The organism is Marilutibacter maris, assembly GCF_003233695.1.
Lineage (GTDB): Bacteria > Pseudomonadota > Gammaproteobacteria > Xanthomonadales > Xanthomonadaceae > Marilutibacter > Marilutibacter maris.
In genome coordinates this window covers 2189240-2207617 of the sequence record NZ_CP029843.1, presented here as the reverse complement: position 1 = coordinate 2207617, position 18378 = coordinate 2189240, and the positions used below count along the sequence as shown (strand labels likewise).

General features: G+C 68.2%; 17 protein-coding genes. 12 read left to right on the top strand and 5 right to left on the bottom strand.

The genetic code is table 11. The features are described from left to right. Window positions 1-17: 17 nt before the first annotated feature. From C9I47_RS09740 to thpR, 3 genes are all read left to right on the top strand, one after another. Complete coding sequence (locus C9I47_RS09740; RefSeq protein ID WP_111266567.1) at window positions 18-1913, top strand: ATP-binding cassette domain-containing protein; 1896 nt, start codon at window positions 18-20, stop codon at window positions 1911-1913. A 65-nt stretch (window positions 1914-1978) separates the two neighbouring features. Then, entirely contained in the window at window positions 1979-2533 is a 555-nt protein-coding gene (locus C9I47_RS09735) for an SRPBCC family protein (protein ID WP_111266566.1), read from the top strand. Beyond that, on the top strand, window positions 2530-3123 hold the full coding sequence (gene thpR / locus C9I47_RS09730) for an RNA 2',3'-cyclic phosphodiesterase (protein WP_111266565.1): 594 nt from the start codon (window positions 2530-2532) through the stop codon (window positions 3121-3123). The genes C9I47_RS09735 and thpR overlap by 4 nt, the downstream gene beginning before the upstream one ends. A gap of 85 nt (window positions 3124-3208) precedes the next feature. Here thpR and C9I47_RS09725 read toward each other — a convergent pair whose 3' ends face one another. Both C9I47_RS09725 and C9I47_RS09720 read right to left on the bottom strand, forming a co-directional pair. After that, window positions 3209-4315: a YbaY family lipoprotein gene (locus C9I47_RS09725; RefSeq protein WP_190238464.1), complete on the bottom strand. Its 1107-nt coding sequence runs from the start codon at window positions 4313-4315 to the stop codon at window positions 3209-3211. 122 nt (window positions 4316-4437) lie between these two features. Next, entirely contained in the window at window positions 4438-6222 is a 1785-nt protein-coding gene (locus C9I47_RS09720) for a M14 family metallopeptidase (protein ID WP_407067520.1), read from the bottom strand. Between the two features lie 307 nt (window positions 6223-6529). On the opposite strand from C9I47_RS09720, the gene C9I47_RS17575 reads away from it, so the two are divergent. The 5 genes from C9I47_RS17575 (at window position 6530) to C9I47_RS09705 (ending at window position 11641) form a co-directional block, all read left to right on the top strand. Continuing rightward, window positions 6530-7042, top strand: a complete 513-nt coding sequence (locus tag C9I47_RS17575; protein ID WP_145985476.1) for a hypothetical protein — start codon at window positions 6530-6532, stop codon at window positions 7040-7042. A 67-nt stretch (window positions 7043-7109) separates the two neighbouring features. Then, entirely contained in the window at window positions 7110-7592 is a 483-nt protein-coding gene (locus C9I47_RS09715; RefSeq protein ID WP_145985475.1) for a hypothetical protein, read from the top strand. A gap of 361 nt (window positions 7593-7953) precedes the next feature. Continuing rightward, window positions 7954-8373: a hypothetical protein gene (locus C9I47_RS17570; RefSeq protein ID WP_145985474.1), complete on the top strand. Its 420-nt coding sequence runs from the start codon at window positions 7954-7956 to the stop codon at window positions 8371-8373. A 1017-nt stretch (window positions 8374-9390) separates the two neighbouring features. Next, complete coding sequence (locus tag C9I47_RS09710) at window positions 9391-10977, top strand: POT-type proton-dependent oligopeptide transporter (protein WP_111266562.1); 1587 nt, start codon at window positions 9391-9393, stop codon at window positions 10975-10977. Between the two features lie 58 nt (window positions 10978-11035). Beyond that, window positions 11036-11641 carry a rhomboid family intramembrane serine protease gene (locus C9I47_RS09705; protein ID WP_111266561.1) on the top strand — a complete coding sequence of 202 codons (606 nt, stop codon included), beginning with the start codon at window positions 11036-11038 and terminating at the stop codon, window positions 11639-11641. Between the two features lie 97 nt (window positions 11642-11738). On the opposite strand, the gene C9I47_RS09700 is transcribed toward C9I47_RS09705, so the two are convergent. Continuing rightward, a complete protein-coding gene (locus tag C9I47_RS09700; RefSeq protein WP_111266560.1) occupies window positions 11739-11936 on the bottom strand; it encodes a hypothetical protein in 198 nt (65 codons plus the stop codon). A 303-nt stretch (window positions 11937-12239) separates the two neighbouring features. On the opposite strand from C9I47_RS09700, the gene C9I47_RS09695 reads away from it, so the two are divergent. The 4 genes from C9I47_RS09695 to C9I47_RS09680 all read left to right on the top strand — a co-directional run bounded on the left by C9I47_RS09695 (window position 12240) and on the right by C9I47_RS09680 (window position 16341). Beyond that, on the top strand, window positions 12240-12536 hold the full coding sequence (locus tag C9I47_RS09695; protein WP_111266559.1) for a GNAT family N-acetyltransferase: 297 nt from the start codon (window positions 12240-12242) through the stop codon (window positions 12534-12536). 164 nt (window positions 12537-12700) lie between these two features. Further along, entirely contained in the window at window positions 12701-13525 is an 825-nt protein-coding gene (locus tag C9I47_RS09690) for a DUF3298 and DUF4163 domain-containing protein (RefSeq protein ID WP_223250082.1), read from the top strand. A 93-nt stretch (window positions 13526-13618) separates the two neighbouring features. Then, on the top strand, window positions 13619-14743 hold the full coding sequence (gene cfa / locus C9I47_RS09685; RefSeq protein WP_111266557.1) for a cyclopropane fatty acyl phospholipid synthase: 1125 nt from the start codon (window positions 13619-13621) through the stop codon (window positions 14741-14743). Between the two features lie 179 nt (window positions 14744-14922). Continuing rightward, window positions 14923-16341 (top strand): glycerophosphodiester phosphodiesterase family protein, encoded by a 1419-nt coding sequence (locus C9I47_RS09680; protein WP_223250081.1) that lies wholly within the window; start codon window positions 14923-14925, stop codon window positions 16339-16341. 139 nt (window positions 16342-16480) lie between these two features. Here the strand turns inward: C9I47_RS09680 and C9I47_RS09675 are convergent, their stop codons facing one another. After that, window positions 16481-17332, bottom strand: a complete 852-nt coding sequence (locus C9I47_RS09675; RefSeq protein ID WP_111266556.1) for an NAD-dependent protein deacetylase — start codon at window positions 17330-17332, stop codon at window positions 16481-16483. A 10-nt stretch (window positions 17333-17342) separates the two neighbouring features. Next, window positions 17343-18266 (bottom strand): transcriptional regulator GcvA, encoded by a 924-nt coding sequence (gene gcvA / locus C9I47_RS09670; protein WP_190238463.1) that lies wholly within the window; start codon window positions 18264-18266, stop codon window positions 17343-17345. Window positions 18267-18378 lie beyond the last annotated feature (112 nt).

The window sequence follows — 18378 nt, the reverse complement described above, 5'->3', positions numbered from 1 at the left end:
CCCGCTAGAATGGGCGGATGTCCCTGATCAATCTCATCGACGTCGACTACAGCGTCGGCGGCCCGCTGCTGCTGGAGCGCGTCGATCTCTCGATCGAAGCCGGCGAGCGCATCGCCCTGATCGGCCGCAACGGCGCCGGAAAGTCGACCCTGCTGCGCCTGATCGACGGCGCCCTGCAGCCGGACGACGGCGAAGTGCGGCGTAGCGAGGGTGTCCGTGTCGCCCGCCTCGAACAGGAGGTGCCGGCCGGCGCCGAGGGCGACGTCTGGGACGTGGTCGCCGCCGGCTTGGGCGAACTGGGCGCGTGGCTGGCCGAGTTCCACCACCTCAGCCATGCCGATCCGGTCGACACCGAGGCGCTGGCGCGGGTGCAGGCGCGGATCGAGGCCGCCGACGGCTGGGCGCTGGACCAGCGCGTGACCGAGACGCTCGAGCGGCTGGAACTGGACGGCGATGCGGTGTTCGCGCGCCTGTCCGGCGGCATGAAACGGCGGGTGCTGCTGGCCCGGGCGCTGGTGTCCTCGCCGGACGTGCTGTTGCTGGACGAGCCGACCAACCACCTCGACATCGAGGCGATCGACTGGTTGGAGGGGTTCCTCAAGAACTGGCCGGGCGCGCTGGTGTTCATCACCCATGACCGCCGCTTCCTGCGCGCGCTGGCGACCCGGATCGTCGAGATCGACCGTGGCGCGCTGACCAGCTGGCCCGGCGACTGGAACAACTACCTGCGCCGCCGCGAGGAGCGCTTGAACGCCGAGGCGCAGGAGAACGCCCGCTTCGACAAGCTGCTGGCGCAGGAAGAGGCCTGGATCCGGCAGGGCATCAAGGCGCGCCGCACCCGCGACGAGGGGCGGGTGCGCCGGCTCAAGCAGATGCGGGTCGAGCGCGCCGGGCGGCGCGAGCTGCAGGGCAGCGTGAAGATGTCGATGGCCCAGGGCGAGTCGTCCGGGCGCAAGGTGATCGAGGCCCGCGGGCTGGGTTTCGCCTTCGCCGAACGGCCGCTGGTCCAGGGCCTGGACACCGCGGTGATGCGCGGCGACCGGATCGGCCTGATCGGGCCCAACGGCAGCGGCAAGACCACCCTGCTGAAGCTGCTGCTGGGCCAGCTCGAGCCCGCCCGCGGCGAGGTGCGACTGGGCAGCAACCTGCAGGTCGCCTATTTCGACCAGTACCGCGCGACCCTGCGCGAGGACTGGAGCGCGCTGGAGAACGTCGCCGAGGGCCGCGACCACGTCGAGATCGGCGGCAAGTCCAAGCATGTGATCGGCTATCTGCAGGACTTCCTGTTCACTCCGGAGCGGGCGCGGGCCCCGATCACCCGGCTGTCCGGCGGCGAGCGCAACCGGCTGTTGCTGGCCAAGCTGTTCGCGCAGCCCTCGAACCTGCTGGTGATGGACGAGCCGACCAACGACCTCGACGTCGAGACCCTGGAACTGCTGGAGGAATTGCTGGCCGATTACCCGGGCACCCTGCTGCTGGTCAGCCACGACCGCGACTTCCTCGACAACGTGGTGACCTCGACCCTGGTGATGGAGGGCGAGGGGCGGGTCGGCGAATATGTGGGCGGTTACAGCGACTGGCTGCGGCAGCGGCGGCCGTCGCCAACGCACCCGCGCACGGCGGAGCCGGCGGACGCCACCGGCGGGGCCGCGAAACCGGCCGCCGCCACGCCGGCGCCGCCCGCGCGCCGCAAGCTCAGCTACAAGGACGCGCGCGAACTGGAGCAATTGCCGGCGCGGATCGAACAACTGGAGACGCGCCTGGCCGAGCTGAGCGAGGCGATGAACGACCCGGCCTTCTTCCAGCGCGATCAGGCCCGGGTCGCCGAGCATACCGACGAGGTCGCCCGGACCCAGGCCGAGCTCGATGCCGCCTATGCGCGTTGGGGCGAGCTGGAGGGCGCCACCGGCTGAGGCGCCGCGTCGCCGTCGGACGGGCGCTGGCGTACCCTAACCGTATCGCCATTGGAGGTCCGTGCATGAAGCTGCGTATCCGTGTCGCAACACTGTTGCTGCTCTGCCTGGGCGGCACCGCCACGGCCGAGGTCAAGGACTCGGCCGCGGATGGCTTCACCCTGGAGAACAGCGTCGAGGTCGCGGTCGACGCCGACACCGCGTGGCGGGCCCTGGTCGGCGAGGTCGATCGCTGGTGGCCGAAGGGCCACACCTGGTGGGGCGCGCAATCGCGGTTGCGGATCGAGCCGCGTGCCGGCGGCTGCTTCTGCGAGATCGCCGGCGACCGCCAGGCCCGGCACATGCAGGTGGTGTTCGTCGAGCCCGGCAAGCTATTGCGGATGACCGGCGGTCTGGGCCCGCTGCAGGGCATGGGCGTGGATGGCGTGCTGGAGTTCCGCCTGGCCGAGGCGGGCGAGGGCGCGACCCGGATCACCCTGTTCTACCGGGCCGGCGGTTATGCGCCGGACGACCTGGCCGGCTTCGCCCCGGTCGTCGACAAGGTCCAGGCCATGCAACTGGGCGGGCTGGCCGATCACCTGCGCGCGGAGGGCGGGGCCGCCGGCGGCGGCGATCGATGAGCGTGCAGCCGCAACTGGCCGGTTTCGAGACGCCGGATCCGACCCCGCGTTACAGCCTGTTCTTCGCGCTGTGGCCGGACGACGCGACCCGCGCCCGGATCGAGCGCGCCGCGGATGCGGCCGAGTCGACGCAGCCGCATGACGGCCGCCGGCTGCGTCCGCACCGCTTCCACCTGACCTTGCGCTGGCTGGGCGAGTGGCCGCGGCAACACGCACGCGAACTGGACGCCGCCAGCGCCGCCGCCGAGGCGGCCTGCGCCGCCACGGACGCGTTCGAAATGTCGCTGGACATCGCCGGTGGGTTCGCGCCGGCGCGGGTCTGCTGGCTGGGCTGCGACACCGCACCGACGCCCCTGCATGCCTTGCGCGGGGCGCTGGACCGGGCGCTGCTGCACAGCGGGGTGAAGTTCCGCAAGGGGCAGGCGCTGGTGCCCCACGTCACCGTCGCCCGCGATTGCCGCAGGCCCTGGGACACCTCCGCGATCGACCCGCCGATCCACTGGCAGGTCGACCGCATCGTGCTGATCCGCAGCGACATCCAGCACAACCACGCCTACACGATCGCCGGTGAGTGGCCGCTGTCGCGTTGACGGCGGCGGTTGACCGCCAGGCCCCGGAGGAGCGAAGCCGTGGCAAGCCACGACGCGCACGGCCTTGCCCGTGTGCCGGCGACGCTCAGTCGAACAGGAAGGCGCCGCAACCCCGGTAGCCCTTGCCGCCCACCTGGAGCCTGGCGCCGGCCTCGAAGGCCTCGCCGCTCATGCCGTCGGTGCAGGGGCGGCGGTCGATCTCCAGTCTGAGTTCGACGCCGTCGGCCGTGGTTCCGGTGTAGCCGGCGCCGTCGGGGCGGGCGTGGGCGATCTCCAGGACCCGCTCGCCGTAGTCCAGGGTCGCGGTGACCGCGGGCGACTCGCCCATGCCGACCTCGATCCACCAGCCCGGTTCGTTGCCGGCGGCGCGGAAGCCGATCCCGCGATCGGCGGCCTGGGTCCACGGCGACGGCGTGTCGGACAAGGTGCATTCGAGCTGCGGCCGGCCGGCCAGGGTCAGCACCGCGTTCTCGTCCTTGCTGCGGAACTCGTTGCCGGCATCGTCGGCATGGCGGGTGCCGGACGCGGCCGGCGTCTGCGCCAGTACCAGTCGGCGGCCGGAGAAGGACAGCGTGGTACTGCCGGTGGTGGCGTCGAGATCGGCATCCACCCGCAGTTCGCCGCATTGCCAGTGACGGCGCTGCCCGGCGTCGGCGGCGACAGCAGCGTTGGTGAGAGCCCCGTTGGCGACAGCCGCGGTGGCGTCGGTGCCGCTGCCGGCGGCCACGTGCCGGAGCAGCAGCTCGACCGGCGCTTCGCTGCCGGGCTGGAGCGCGTGGCGGACGTCGGTGACGAACAACAGGCTCTCGTCGGGGCCGTACAGCGACGCGTGCAGGCCGTACTGGCCATCGCCGCGGAGGCTGGCCGGGTCGTAGTCCAGCTCGAAACCGATCGGCGGCGGGCCGATGTTCTCGACCCGGGTTTCGGCCAGGACCGCCTTGGGCGTGTCGGCCAGCAGGTTGTCGATCAGTTGCACCCGCAGATAGGCCCCGGGCGGCGTCGCGATCCGCTCGCGGTAGAGCGCGCTGCCCACGATGCGGGACCGGGCCGGGGCCGCCTGGCTTGCGTTGTCGCTGTCGCCGGCCGTCGAGGGCGCCGGCGCGCCCGGATCCGGCTGGCAGCCGGCCACGGCGAGGCTCGTGGCCAGTGCGAGGATGGACAGGATCGGGGGAGAACGGCGAAACGACGGCATGGATACTCCTGGGGACGGCCCGGAGGGGCCGGGCGCGCCAGTATCGAGGCCGTGACGTGGTGGCGATGTCATCGCCACCGTCGCCGCGCCGGCTGAAGCCACGGCGACGATGGCGGGTGCCGTCAGTGGGCGCCGGCCGGCACCCGTGCGGTACGCATCACCGGGTACAGCCCGTGGCGGTCGTCCCAGGAGGCGTGGCGGCGGTAGAAGAAGTCCAGCCGTGCGCGCGGATCGGCGGCGAACGCTTCGTCCTCGCGCAGCCGGCGCTCGAATTCCGCCTTCACCGCCGGGTCGCTGGCCAGCATCTGCCGGGCGACCTCCTCGGCGACGTAGTCCTCCATGTACTCCTTGCGCTCGAAGGCGTTGTTGAACTCACCCCAGGCCGCCAGCGCGTCCGGGGCGCGCGGCTCCAGCAGGGCCATCGCCAGGCGGATGCCGGGCTGGGCCGAGGGCACGAACAGGGCGCCGGCGCGGATGTCGCGGGTGGCCGGCGTCCAGTCGCCGTCAATGCTCACGCGCTGATGGCCCTCCAGCGGCTGGGCCGCGAACTCGCTGCTGGTGGCGCGGAACACTTCGACCGGGGCCCGCGACAGTGGGGCGTCCAGGCGGACATGGCGCAGTCCGTGCACCTCGAGCAGGGCCGCGACCATCGCCGCGTGCTCGACCGGCACGATATAGCCGCCGGCCGGCACCGTCGCGACCTTGTCGGGCACGATCCGGTCGCGCAGCGGGATCTTCCAGACCTGCGGCGTGGTCTCGTCGTAGCGGGTCATCAGCGCGCCGGAGACCTCGGACGGCGTGCGGGTATAGGCGTAGCCGCGGAATTCGATCGTGCGCGCCTGCTCGGTGGCCTTGTAGTCCAGCGGGACCTCGCGGCCGGCCAGCCGGCTGGCGCGCGCATCGGCCGCGCGCGCGACCGCCTGCCACTGCCGGCCGTGCGCGGCCAGCAGCTGCAGCGAGGCGATGATGGTGTCGTGGGTGGCGCGCACGCGCTCGGGGTAGGTGCGCCAGGAGTGGGTCTCGACCAGCATCCCCAGGCGATTGCGCAGCAGGGTGTAGCCGTGCGAGAAGCGCGGCGGCGCGACGCCGTCGGCGAAACCGGAGGCCGGGTTGTCGTATTCCACGAACGAGGGGTAGAACGGCAGCGGCAGCGAGCCCTGTTCGGCCAGCCGTGCGATCACCCCGTCGCGGAACGCCAGACCGACCTCGCGCAGGGGCTCGTCGCCAGCGTGGACGGGCTCGACCATGATCGAGATGTCGTGCTCGAACTGCGCGCCGTCGGTGACGTGCAGGTCGATGTAGGCCAGCGGGTCCCACTTGCCGTACAGCGCCAGCATCGCCCGCATTTCCGGCGTGTCGGCCTTGGCGTAGTCGCGGTTGAGGTTGTAGTTCTGCGCGGTGGTGCGCCAGCCCATCTCCTCGGGGCCGCGCTGGTTGGGGCGGTTCCAGGCCTTGAAGCGCTCGTGGCCGTCGACGTTGAACACCGGCACGAACAGCAGCACCTGCTCACGCAGGACATCGGACGCGATCTCGCCGTCGAGCATCTCGCGCAGGGCCAGGAAGCCGGCGTCCTTGCCGTCGATCTCGCCGGAGTGGATGCCGCCCTGGATCAGGGTCACCGGCAGCCCCTGGGCGCGCGCCTGTTCCGGGGTGAACGCGCCCGACTGGGAGACGACCAACAACTTCATCGGCCGCCCCTCGGGGCTGGTGCCGAAACTCTGGCAGCGCACCGCGTCCGGATAGCGGACGGCGAAGGCCTCGCACAGCGCGATGACCTCGTCGTAGCGGCCGGTCCTGACGAAACCGCTGCGTTCGGCGACGGTGGTCAGCGCGGTGTCGCCGGGGGCGGTCGCGGCCGCGGCGGCGGGGGACAGGGCGGACAGCGCCAGGGCGAGGACGGCGGGCAGGGTGCGGATCATCATCGGCGGGCCTTGTGGAGGACCGGCGTATGGTAGCGGAGCGTTGCCGCGTCACCAGGGCGATGGGGAAGGGCTACCGACAGCGGGTGTCAGCAGTGTTGACCGAACCCGCGGCGGCACGGCGTGGCCAAGGAAGCGACAGGAGGTGGGCGCCTGTCGGTACCGGCGGTTTTTCGGCACCATCGACAATGACGGTCGAAGGGCTCTTCATCCTGTCCCGGGAGGTTTGCCTCTCGGCCTGACCTGACGCCTTCGCGTCGATGTTTCGGATCTGATGGAATGGCGGGAGACGGCCATGCGATTTTCGGTCTTGATGTCACTGGTCTTGCCATTGACGATAGCGGCCTGCGCTTCGATCGCCACGATCGACCTCGAAGTATCGGGTGACTGTGAAGTACCAGGTGACATGCCGGTTTCAGTGGAAGTGTCCGGTTCGAGGTATCTCACCGAGTACGATCATTTCATGGACGGATCCTATGAAGTCCGGACCTTCACCAAGGTCCTGGTCACCGAGCCGGGGAAGTACGATGGTGCCAAGTTGTTGATTCTTCATCCTCAATCGGCGCCTGGCGATTCGGTATGGCTCGACGATGGAAGAGCCTTGAGAATCTGCATCAGCAAATGGTCGCTGGAGCACGAGGGCGCCCAGACTCCCGTGGACTCCATTCGAATTCTGGATCAGCAACGATCCATCAGCCATCAGCCATCAGGCTTCAATCCATGCGGGCCTCAAGCCATACGGCCCATACGCCGCATGAGCAAGTATTGGCCTCCTGTCGTGTTTGAAGTGGGTCGGTGGCAGCCATGACCTTCGGGTTCGCATGGCCTCGATCCGTGCCGAATGTGCTGCGTGGCATGAGGCGGAGGCAGCTTTCATGAAGTTCGATCGTGTAGGTTGGTTTGCGCGCCTTCTGGTTCTTCTGCTTTCTCCCCTCTCGGCGGCGGGTGAGGACGGGTTCCAGGTCTCGGTGACCATCACCCCGGTGTCGGATGGCTATGTCCTGGGTCTGGAGAACAATCATTCCGAGCCGTTGACGATCGCGCCCTTTCAGTTGGGGGAGGCGAGCGGCTTTCTGCTTTATGCGTACGATCCAGAAACCCGTGAGCTGCTACAGGCATTCTCCGTCGGGTTCCCGCCAGGTGGGCGGGGCGGTGTGGATGAGGAGAGGCAGGGGATTAACCGCGTTCAGCCGGCTGTTTCCCTATCCAGGCGCTTTTCGAAGCAAAGGATTCAGGACCACTTTTTTCGCCTGCCGAAATGCTACTTCCTCGTACTTGTCTACCGGGATGAAACGGATGGCGTTCTGGTGCGTTCGCGGCCCAGCGAGCCCGTTTGGGTTTGCGACATGGCAACGTAGTTCCATGGGGCAAGTGGCCGGGATCTGAGCCATGGCTTGGGGCCATCCGGGTGGCGTGGTTGGTTCCGATATGCTGCGACGACTCGAGTTTGCAAGCCGGGTGTTCCATTGCCGGAATGAGAAATGATCGGGTCGGCTCTTCTGGACGTATTGCTGTTCTGGCGGCTCCTGTTGTGCTTTACGGGTCTAAGGGATTGGAGTGTGGGGAGTATGGGTGATTCATGGATGAATCAGAGGTTGGAGTGAACTTGGGGTGGCAACTGACTTTAAGCTGAGTGAGTGGAGTTTCTTCTTTTGGAGGGCTTTCTTTCGCCATTCCGGGTGGCATCAGTGAGGTGTTTGTATGGGGTCCCGTAAAGTTATGCTGTTGGCGCTGCTGAGTGTGGCTGCTTGTTCGGCAAACAATGTCGATATATACCGGGTTTCACCATCTTGTAACTTGGTGCCTGGTTCTGGCATGGCGTCAGAAGTGGGGGAGAGTGAAGGCGCGACCGCTTTCTTCGATGAGTTGAGCGGGCTGACGGTGATTGTGCTTCCTGCTGCTCGGGTTGGTATGCTAAAGCCGGAAAGTGATGGTGTTTTTAGTAGCAAAGAACTGTCTTCTGGCACCTATCATGACTTGGTTTTTCGTGAATATGAAGTTGCTCGGGTGTCGGATGGCTCTTCGATGATCAGGGTGGTTGTGTACGGAGAGTCAAGGGCAATAATTATGTCTGGCCGCGATAGAAGTGTGGTCGGCGCTGGGAGAGGCATGATTGTGTGTGGTGATGACAGGGGCTGATGCATGTCGGCATCGGGTTGCCAAGGCCGACGTCGTGCTCCTCCGGTCATTGTCTCTTCGGTCTGCTGTGGTTTTCTGGACTACTCGCCGGAGAGCAGTCGCGGGAGTGCTGGGTCTACACTGAATGATCGTGCTGCCTGGTCGCTGGGCAACCAGCGTTCGCGGTTGAGGCGGCGTGGCGCGGGCAGAATGATTGACGGCATATATTATTGAGGTGCTTCAGATGGGCCGTTGTTTTTCTCCCTTCTCTCTATGCGTCCTTGCGCTGACTTTGGCATGCTCGGCGCCGGTTCATGCCGATCAGGATCAGGGTCGGGAATGCGATAGTGAGCAATGTCTGATTGTTGACTTTCTGGAGAATAGAAATAGAGGTGTGCGCGATCTTGAGGATGCGGCAGCGATATTTGGCGAGTTTCTCAAGCAGGAAGACTATGCGGGCTTTATTTCCGTGGCGGACCCGTGCGGGTATGTTCCTTCGCTCAGCTGTTTTTCTCGCGTCGTAACGATTAGGCAGAAGACTTATCGATCTGTCGACACGGATGAAATGATTGGGTGTTTGATTGTCGGCGGGATATCGAAGAGTGATCGCCTGTATCGAAGTTTTGGTGTCGTATATCGAAACTCCGTAGATCGGTGGCAGCCGGTAGGGATCAATTATTATCAGTCATTGAATGATGTTCCCTCGATGTCGGACCTGTTGAATGATCCTTGCCTGCCTCGGGAATAATCGCGATTTTCTGAGGTCGATTGGCTGGGTGGAGGCGTTGGCGCCATCTGTAAGTACTGGCGGTGATGCTCTGTGCGCGGCTGTATTCAAGTCATTGTTCTTGGGTCCTCTCCATTGCGGCGAGGATCTGTTGCGCTTGCGCTCATCCGCAAGTGAATGTAGAAAGCGTCCGAGCCTTGGGGCTGAATCTCTGAGGGAGATCAATGGCGCGATAGGCCAAGCTGGATATCCCAAAGGTCGGGCGCTCTGGGGTAGTCTTGGCCCTTCGTGCCAGTACCCGGAACCACTTGATGTCGAACACCACCGCCGCGAGCGCCGGCGCCGGGCAGTTGCCCCGGCAGATTCCCTACATCATCGGCAACGAGGCCTGCGAGCGCTTCAGCTTCTACGGGATGCGCAACATCCTGGTGCCGTTCCTGGTCAGCAGCATCCTGCTGGCCTACCTGCCGGAAGCGGACCGCGAGGGCGCGGCCAAGGACATCTTCCACACCTTCGTCATCGGCGTGTACTTCTTCCCGCTGCTGGGCGGCTGGCTGTCCGACCGCTTCTTCGGCAAGTACAACACGGTGCTGTGGCTGTCGCTGGTGTACTGCGCCGGCCATGCCTGCCTGGCGCTGTTCGAGGAGAACCGCACCGGCTTCTACACCGGTCTGTTCCTGATCGCGCTGGGCTCGGGCGGCATCAAGCCGCTGGTCTCGGCCTTCGTCGGCGACCAGTTCGACCAGAGCAACAAGTCGCTGGCGAAGATCGTCTACGACGCGTTCTACTGGACGATCAATTTCGGCAGCTTCTTCGCCTCGCTGCTGATGCCGATCTTCCTGCGCAACTACGGGCCGAGCGTGGCGTTCGGCATCCCGGGGCTGTTGATGTTCATCGCCACGGTGATCTTCTGGGCCGGGCGCCGCAAGTACGTGCACGTGCCGCCGTCGCCGCCGGACCCGGACTCCTTCCTCAACGTGGTGCGCAGCGCGCTGTTCGGACCGGCGCCGGGCAAGGGCGCCGGCACCTTCGTCGCGATCGCCGGCGTGGTGCTGGCGCTCGCCTCGCTGGCGCTGATTCCGCCGATGGGCTTCGTCAAGGCGGTGCTGATCGGCCTGGGGCTGCTGATCGCCCTGGTCGGCACCGGCGCGTCGATGCAGCTCGGGCGCGCGACCGACCGGCACCCGGCCAGCGCGATCGAGGGCGTGCGCGCGGTGCTGCGGATCCTGATCGTGTTCGCCCTGGTCACCCCGTTCTGGTCGCTGTTCGACCAGAAGGCCTCGACCTGGGTGCTGCAGGGCCAGACCATGCACATCCCGCACGAGTTGTGGTGGTGGCCGAGCTGGCTGGTGGTGACCGCCGGGCAGATGCAGGCGCTGAACCCGATCATGGTCATCCTGCTGATCCCGTTCAACAACCTGGTGCTGTATCCGCTGCTGCGCCGCATGGGCTTCGCGCCGACCGCGCTGCGGCGGATGGGCTTCGGCATCGCGTTCTCGGGCCTGGCCTGGATCGTCGCCGGCCTGATCCAGTTGTATATCGACGGCGGCGACCCGGTCTCGCTGGCCTGGCAGATCCTGCCTTACCTGCTGCTGACCTTCGGCGAGGTGCTGGTGTCGGCGACCGGTCTGGAGTTCGCCTACAGCCAGGCGCCGCGCTCGATGAAGGGCACGATCATGAGCTTCTGGCTGTTGTCGGTGTCCTACGGCAACCTGTGGGTGCTGATGACCAATGCCGCGGTCCGCAACGACTCGGTGACCGCGCAGATCGCCAGCACCGGCCTGAGCGAGAACGCGTTCCTGATGTTCTTCTTCGCCGGGTTCGCCTTCGTCGCGGCGGCGGCGTTCGGGCTGTATGCGCGCCGCTACCCGATGCAGGACCATTACCGCAGCGCCTGATCACAATCCCGGAACCGCCGGACGCGATTCCGGCGCCGATAACCGAAGCGGATAGACGATGTCGACCCTGATCCTGATCGCGATCACCGTGCTGGTGAGCTGGCAGGCCTTCGAGAAGCCGCGGCTGATCGAACGGCTGATCCTGTGGCCGCCGGCGATCGAGCGCAAACACCAGTACGACCGCCTGATCACGCATGGCTTCATCCATGCCGACTGGCAGCACCTGCTGTTCAACATGATCACGCTGTTCTTCTTCGGCCGCGCGATCGAGCCGTTCTTCCTGCCGCGGATCGGCTACCCGGGCTTCGTGCTGTTCTACCTGTCGGCGATCGTGATCGCGATCCTGCCGACCTGGATCCGCCACCGCCGCGACCCGCACTACCGCAGCCTCGGCGCCTCGGGGGCGGTGTCGGCGGTGCTGTTCGCCTACATCCTGCTGGCGCCGTGGTCGCTGATCTTCGTGTTCTTCCTGCCGGTGCCGGCGATCCTGTACGCGGTCGCCTATGTCGCCTATTCGTTCTGGATGGACCGCAACGGCGGCGACAACATCAATCACAGCGCGCACCTGTCGGGCGCGATCTACGGGGTGCTGTTCATGCTGTTCATGGAACCGCGGGTCGGCGAGCACTTCCTGAACCAGTTGACCCGGCCCTCGTTCATGTAGGGCCGGGCCGGGCCGGGTGCCCCGCATGGGCGCCGCGGCAGCTTCGGGACTGTCGCGGGGGCGCCGTTGCGCGCAGCCTGCGCGCGATGCGGCCGGGTCAGGCCGCGAGCGGGTGATCCTCGCGGATCAGCTCATCCGGGGACTGGCCGTAGGAGCGGGCGAGGCGCTCGTAGACCTCGACATCGATGACGTCGAATTCATCGCCAGCCTCGCCGTTGCGCGCGAGTGCGAACAGCCGGTCGATCAGGACCGAATCGCTGGCGGACTGGATCATAGCGATCTGGTTGCCGGTCATTGCCTTGCTCCCCCTGTGTGTCGCCCTGCTGAGGCTGACGCACATACCGTGCCAATCCTTGATCACGTCCGCACAGGCGGATTCCGGCCAAAAATGTGACGCAGTACGTCAAAGCTGGCCGCTGTTCGGGGCGATCCGACCTGAAACGCAACCAAATCCCGACACATCCGGCGTGCAGGCAGCGGCGGCCGCTCGTGTTAATACTTGGGGGGCGGCCGGCCCCCGATGGGCGGGGTGCGATGGGTCGGGGCGGTCCCGGCTCCGGCGGCCGCCCAAGCCAAAGTCGACCCCTGGAGCAGTTGCATGACCGAACAGACCCCCGCCGACGCGCCGACGATCCATCACGACACCGGCGTCCACCGGTTCGCCACCACCATCGACGGGACCAAGGCCTATCTGGACTACCGCATGGACGGGCGGACCCTGGTGGTGACCCACACCTGGGTGCCGGAGGCGATCGGTGGTCGCGGCATCGCCAGCCACCTGGTCCGGGCCGCTTTTGACTATGCGCGCCAGGCGCAGTTGAAGGTGGTGACGCAGTGTTCCTATGCCGAGGCCTGGGTGAAGCGGCGGCCGGAGTACCAGACCCTGCTGGCCTGAGCCGCCGTCGCGCCCGCACACCCACGCCGTGCCGCAAGCGATGCGGCACGGTTCCGCTGGTTTCGTGACCGCTGCATCACATCGGGAACGTTAACGTGGCCGCATTGCCTCCCAGGACGGAGTTTATGCGTCGCGTTTCTTCCCCCCCGATCGTTGTTCCCGCGTTGATCCTTTCCAGCCTCGTTGTCCTGTCCGCCTGCGATCGCGGCCAGGCGCCGGCGGCCGATGCGCCGTCGAGCCAGGCCGCCGGCGGGACGCCCGAACCCGGAACGCCGGAGCCTGCGCCCGCGCCCGAGCCGGTCGAGCTCAAGGACGTGTCCGAGGTCACCTCCGACTACGTGGTCGGCATCACCTATCCGCCTTCGGCGATGAAGTACCCGGGACTGGCGGCCGAACTCAAGCGCTATGCCGACGATGCCCGCGAGGACCTGATGCAGGCGGTCGCCGCGCGCACCGAGGGCGAGGCGGCGACCCTGTACGACCTGTCGCTGACCTTCACCGAGGTCGCCAATACACCGCAGTTGTTCGCGATCGCCGCCGACGGCAGCAGCTACACCGGCGGCGCCCACAGCTCGCCGCTGCTGGCCCGCTTCGTGTGGCTGCCCGAGCAGCAGCAGCGGCTGCGGATCACCGACCTGTTTCCCGCCGACGGCGACGGCTGGGCCGAGATCGCCTCGCAGGTCAGGGAGTCGCTGCACACCGCGCTGTCGCAGCGCCTGGATGCCGACGAACTGTCGCCGGGCGAGCGCGAGCGGATGATGCGCGATGCGCGCCGGATGATCGAGGACGGCACCGGCCCGGAGGCGGAGAACTACAGCGAGTTCGAGCCTGTCGTCGGGCGCGACGGGCGTATCGAGGCGATCCGCTTCGTGTTCCCGCCGTACCAGGTGGGGCCGTACTCGGATGGCGAGCAGGTGGTGCAGTTGCCGGCATCGGCGCTGCTGCCGTACGTCGCCGAGCAGTACCGGAAACTGTTCTCGACCCGATAGCGCGGGGCGGGCGCTCGCGCGGCGCCGTCTTGACGCCGGCGTCAGTGCCCGGACAGTAGGGTCGAGCCCGAATTGTCGCGACGCGATGGTGCCATGGCCGGAACGCATTCTCCGATCAAGCGCAGGGTGGATCGACTGTTGGCCGAAGCCGGCGTGCGCGTCGGCGGCGGCGGCGAGTGCGACCCGCGGATTCTCGACGACCGCTTCTATGCGCGCGTGATCGCGCAGGGCTCGCTCGGGCTGGGCGAGTCCTACATGGACCACTGGTGGGAGGTCGCGTCGCTGGACGGCATGCTGGCGCGGCTGATGCGGGCCCGGCTCGACCGGCGGGTGATGGGCTGGCAGGCCGCCCTCGACCGCTGGCGCGGACGCTGGTTCAACCAGCAGACCCGGCGCCGCAGCCGCGAGGTCGGGCGCCGCCACTACGACCTGGGCAACGACCTGTATCGGGCGATGCTCGGCAAGCGCCTGGTCTACAGCTGCGGCTACTGGCGCGGCGTCGGCGATCTCGACAGCGCCCAGGTGGCCAAGCTCGACCTGGTCTGCCGCAAACTGGGACTGGCGCCGGGCATGCGCGTGCTCGACATCGGCTGCGGCTGGGGCGAGATGCTGAAGTTCGCGGTCGAGCGTCATGGCGTCGAGGGGGTGGGCATCACGATCTCGCAGGAGCAGGCCGCGTTCGCCCGCGAGCTATGCGCGGGACTGCCGATCGAGATCCGCCTGCAGGACTATCGCGATGTCGACGAGCGTTTCGACCGGGTGATCTCGATCGGCATGTTCGAGCACGTCGGCCACGCCAACTACCCGACCTTCATGGACAGGGTGCGGCGCTGCCTGCGCGACGACGGCCTGTGCCTGCTGCACACCATCGGCGGCAATCTCACCCGCCACGTCACCGACCCGTGGATCGCGCGCTACATCTTCCCCAACTCGATGCTGCCGTCGCCGTCGCAGGTCGCGGCGGCGGTGGAGGGGCGGCTGGTGATCGAGGACTGGCACAACTTCGGCGCCGACTACGACCGCACCCTGCAGGCGTGGCGCGACAACGTCGAGCGCGCCTGGGACCGGTTGCCGGCACGCTACGACGAGCGCTTCAGACGCATGTGGCGGTTCTACCTGGCTGGTTCGATGGCGACCTTCCGCACCCGCAACGCCCAGCTGTGGCAACTGGTGTTGTCGCCGCACGGGGTGCCCGGAGGCTATGTCGCGCCGCGCTGAGAGCCTGTTCACGATCTCCACGCCGCCCGCGCCGCGTGCCCGGGATCACAGGGTCATCGGCATGCCGCGCGGCGGTCATCGCAACGCAATCGGCGCTGGCGAGGCTGGAACGGTCGGCTGGCAGGGGGAGTCGGCATCCCGAGATCCCGCGTCCCCGCGGCCTGCCATTGGAGGCACCGATGCACCCACCCGTCGAAACCCCGGCCGCGCCGCCCGCGCGCCGCCGTTCCCATCGCCGCCTGTCCGCCCGCGCGACGCTCGCGGCGATGGCCTTCGTGGTCTACTCGATCACGGCCTGTTCCCTGGTCGCCACCGCGCCGGCGCGTGCCGGCGAACCCCGGATGTCCGATCCCGCCTCCCTCGACCGCGCCGGCACCGGCGCCGAAGCCGCCGGGCACCGGCGTCCCCGCGCCGACAACGGCGGCCTGATCGTGATCGCCCACCGCGGCGCCAGCGGCTACCGTCCCGAACACACCCTGGAGGCCTACCGGCTGGCGATCCGCCAGGGCGCGGACTTCATCGAGCCGGATCTGGTCGCGACCCGCGACGGGGTGCTGATCGCCCGCCACGAGAACGAGATCTCCGGCACCACCGACGTCGCCAGCCGTCCCGAGTTCGCCAACCGCCGGACCACCAAGCTGATTGACGGCAGGCCGTTGACCGGATGGTTCAGCGAGGACTTCACCCTGGCCGAGATCAAGACCCTGCGGGCGCGCGAGCGGATTCCCGAGGTGCGTCCGGGCAACACCCGCTACGACGGCCGCTACACCATCCCGACCTTCGCCGAGGTATTGCGGCTGATCAAGCGCGAGAGCCGCGGCGGGCGTCGCATCGGCGTCTATCCGGAGACCAAGCACCCGACCTATTTCGCCCACGAGGGGCGGCGCCTGGACGGCGCCGCGATCGACGTTTCGCTGGGCGCGAAACTGGTCGAGACCCTGGTCGCCGAGGGCTTCACCGACCCGCGCCGGGTGTTCATCCAGAGCTTCGAATTCGAGAACCTGATCGAGCTGGAGAAGGCAATCATGCCGGCGGCCGGCGTCGACCTGCCGCTGGTCCAGCTCTACGACGACCTCTACGACGCGGTTCCCTACGACGTCCGCTACAACGTCGCCCACGGCCGCGACCTGGCCGCGCTGTACGGCGACCTCGGCGATGTCGTCGACGGTGGCCTGGCTGCGGACACCCGCTATGGCGCACTCGCGAGCGAACCGGTACTGGCCTGGATGAAGGCCCACTACGCCTCGGGCGTCGGGCCGTGGAAGGGCAACCTGCTGCCGCGGCTGGCGCTGGATCCGCCGCTGGATGGCAACGGCGACGGCCGCGCCGAGGTCGCGACCCGCAGCACCGGGATCGTGCATCCGATGCTCGCGCATGCGCTCGGCCAGGGCCTGTTGGTGCATCCCTACACCTTGCGCGCCGAGGAGCGCTACCTGGCGCAGTCGCCCAATGGCCAGGTGCAGTCGGCGATGGCCGAGGCGCTGCAGCTGTACGGCCTGGGCGTCAACGGTTTCTTCATCGACCAGCCGGACATCGGAGTGATGGCGCGCGATCTGTTCCTTGATGTGAATGCCCTCGATGTGAACGCGCGGGACTGAGACGCGAGCGACACGGATTGAGACGCCTTCGGGACCGGGCGGGAGCGAGGCAGGGAAGCTGACGGGCCCGGGCAGCATGCGGGGCGGCGGCGCGGCAGGGAGGTCGCGCCACCGCCGGGCGGCGGAGCGCCCGCGATGCTCAGGGCCGCAGCCGCGCGAGCGCCGCCGGCAGGACCGTGCCGGCATCGGCTTCCAGTTTCAGCGTCGCCAGCGGATCGGCGCGGGTGATCCCGCGGGTCAGGATCGCCAGCGGCAGGCCGGCTTCGCGCGCGGCGCGGGCGAAGCGGTAGCCGGAATAGACCATCAGCGAGGAACCGACCACCAGCATCGCGTCGGCGCGGGCCAGCGCGCTGGACGCGTCGGCGACGCGCTCGCGCGGCACGTTCTCGCCGAAGAACACCACGTCGGGCTTGATCAGGCCGCCGCAGTCGCCGCATCCCGGCACCCGATAACGGCCGAAGTCGTGGCCGTCGAGGTCGGCGTCGCCGTCCGGCGCCGACGCTGCCTGCAGTCCGATCCAGTCGGGATTGGCCGCTTCCAGCAGGTCCTGGACCCGGTCGCGCGGCAACCGGCGTCCGCAGCCCAGGCACACGGTCATGTCGATGCGCCCGTGCAGGTCGATCACCGCCGCGCTGCCGGCGCGCTGGTGCAGGCCGTCGACGTTCTGGGTCACCAGCCGTTCGACCCGGCCCAGCGCCTGCAGGCGGGCGAGGGCGTGATGGGCCGGATTGGGGCGGGCCGCCGCGACCCGCGGCCAGCCGACCTGGCTGCGGGCCCAGTAGCGGGCGCGTGCAAGCGGATCGCTGCCGAAGGCCTGCCAGGTGATCGGTGCGCTGCGTTTCCAGCCGCCATCGCTGTCGCGGTAGTCGGGAATGCCCGAGGCGGTGCTGCAGCCGGCGCCGGTCAGCACGAACAGGCGCCGGTGGGGCGCGAGCCAGTCGGCCAGGGCCTGGCTGGCATCCTCGGCGTCGACGGGCGGGGCGATGGCCATGCCGAGAATGCTAGCAGTCGTCGCCGCTGGCACCGGCGGCCTCGCGGCGCAGCCAGGCGCAGAACGCGTCCAGCGCCGGATGGACGACGGCCTCGCGCGGACGCACCAGCCAGAACGCATAGGCGTTGTCGGCGCGATGATCGAACGGGCGCCGCAGGCGACCGCGCTGCAGGTCCTCCTCGACCAGCGGCGCCAGCCCCAGGGCGACGCCATGGCCGGCGATCGCCGCTTCCTGGGCCAGATAGATGCTGGCGAAGACCGGGCCCGGCAACGGATTCACCCGGGTCGCACCGCTGCCGGCCAGCCACGCCGGCCAGTCGGGCACGCCGGGACGATCGGCGGCGCTGTCGTCATGCAGCAGGGTGTGGTGGCGCAGGTCGTCGGGTTCGGCCAGCGGGTGCGACGCGTGCTCGGCCAGCGCGGGCGCGCAGACCGGGAACGCCGGCGCCTCCAGCAGCCGTTCGGCATCCACGCCGGGGTAGCCGCCGGGTCCGTAGCGGATCGCGACATCGACGCCGTCGCGGGCGAAGTCGACATGGCCGTCGCCGGTCTCGATCCGCACCCTGAGCTCGGGGAAGTCGTGGTGGAAACGGTACAGGCGCGGCGCCAGCCACTTGGCGGCGAACGACTCCATCGTGCTGACCCGCAGGTCGGCGTGGGCGGCGGCGGTGGCGCGGTCCAGGGCCAGGTCGAGTTGCGCGAACAGCTCGCCCAGGGTGGTGGCCAGGGCTTCGCCCTCGGCGGTCAGCTCGACCGTGCGATGGCCGCGGTGGAACAGCCTGACGCCGAGATGGGCCTCCAGCCGCTTGACCTGCTGACTGACCGCGGCCGGGGTGACGAACAGCCGCGCCGCCGCGGTCTGGAAGCTGAGGCAGCGCGCGGCGGTCTCGAAGGCCCTGAGCGCATTGAGCGGGGCGGGGTGGCGGGGTTTCACGGTCGCCTCGGGCGCGGCAGCGATGCCGCATCGTATCAAGTTATTTTTTCTAATGTGATGGCGGGAATTTGTCGTTTGTCGCGCCGCGGACCGCTGGCGAGGATGAGCCCAT

Bases quoted from the DNA above. Each gene is read 5' to 3' on its own strand.
- C9I47_RS09740 (WP_111266567.1), top strand. From the start codon at position 18: ATGTCCCTGATCAATCTCATCGACGTCGACTACAGCGTCGGCGGCCCG.
- C9I47_RS09735 (WP_111266566.1), top strand. From the start codon at position 1,979: ATGAAGCTGCGTATCCGTGTCGCAACACTGTTGCTGCTCTGCCTGGGC.
- thpR (WP_111266565.1), top strand. From the start codon at position 2,530: ATGAGCGTGCAGCCGCAACTGGCCGGTTTCGAGACGCCGGATCCGACC.
- C9I47_RS09725 (WP_190238464.1), bottom strand. From the start codon at position 4,315: ATGCCGTCGTTTCGCCGTTCTCCCCCGATCCTGTCCATCCTCGCACTG.
- C9I47_RS17575 (WP_145985476.1), top strand. From the start codon at position 6,530: ATGCGATTTTCGGTCTTGATGTCACTGGTCTTGCCATTGACGATAGCG.
- C9I47_RS09715 (WP_145985475.1), top strand. From the start codon at position 7,110: ATGAAGTTCGATCGTGTAGGTTGGTTTGCGCGCCTTCTGGTTCTTCTG.
- C9I47_RS17570 (WP_145985474.1), top strand. From the start codon at position 7,954: ATGCTGTTGGCGCTGCTGAGTGTGGCTGCTTGTTCGGCAAACAATGTC.
- C9I47_RS09710 (WP_111266562.1), top strand. From the start codon at position 9,391: ATGTCGAACACCACCGCCGCGAGCGCCGGCGCCGGGCAGTTGCCCCGG.
- C9I47_RS09705 (WP_111266561.1), top strand. From the start codon at position 11,036: ATGTCGACCCTGATCCTGATCGCGATCACCGTGCTGGTGAGCTGGCAG.
- C9I47_RS09700 (WP_111266560.1), bottom strand. From the start codon at position 11,936: ATGACCGGCAACCAGATCGCTATGATCCAGTCCGCCAGCGATTCGGTC.
- C9I47_RS09695 (WP_111266559.1), top strand. From the start codon at position 12,240: ATGACCGAACAGACCCCCGCCGACGCGCCGACGATCCATCACGACACC.
- cfa (WP_111266557.1), top strand. From the start codon at position 13,619: ATGGCCGGAACGCATTCTCCGATCAAGCGCAGGGTGGATCGACTGTTG.
- C9I47_RS09680 (WP_223250081.1), top strand. From the start codon at position 14,923: ATGCACCCACCCGTCGAAACCCCGGCCGCGCCGCCCGCGCGCCGCCGT.
- C9I47_RS09675 (WP_111266556.1), bottom strand. From the start codon at position 17,332: ATGGCCATCGCCCCGCCCGTCGACGCCGAGGATGCCAGCCAGGCCCTG.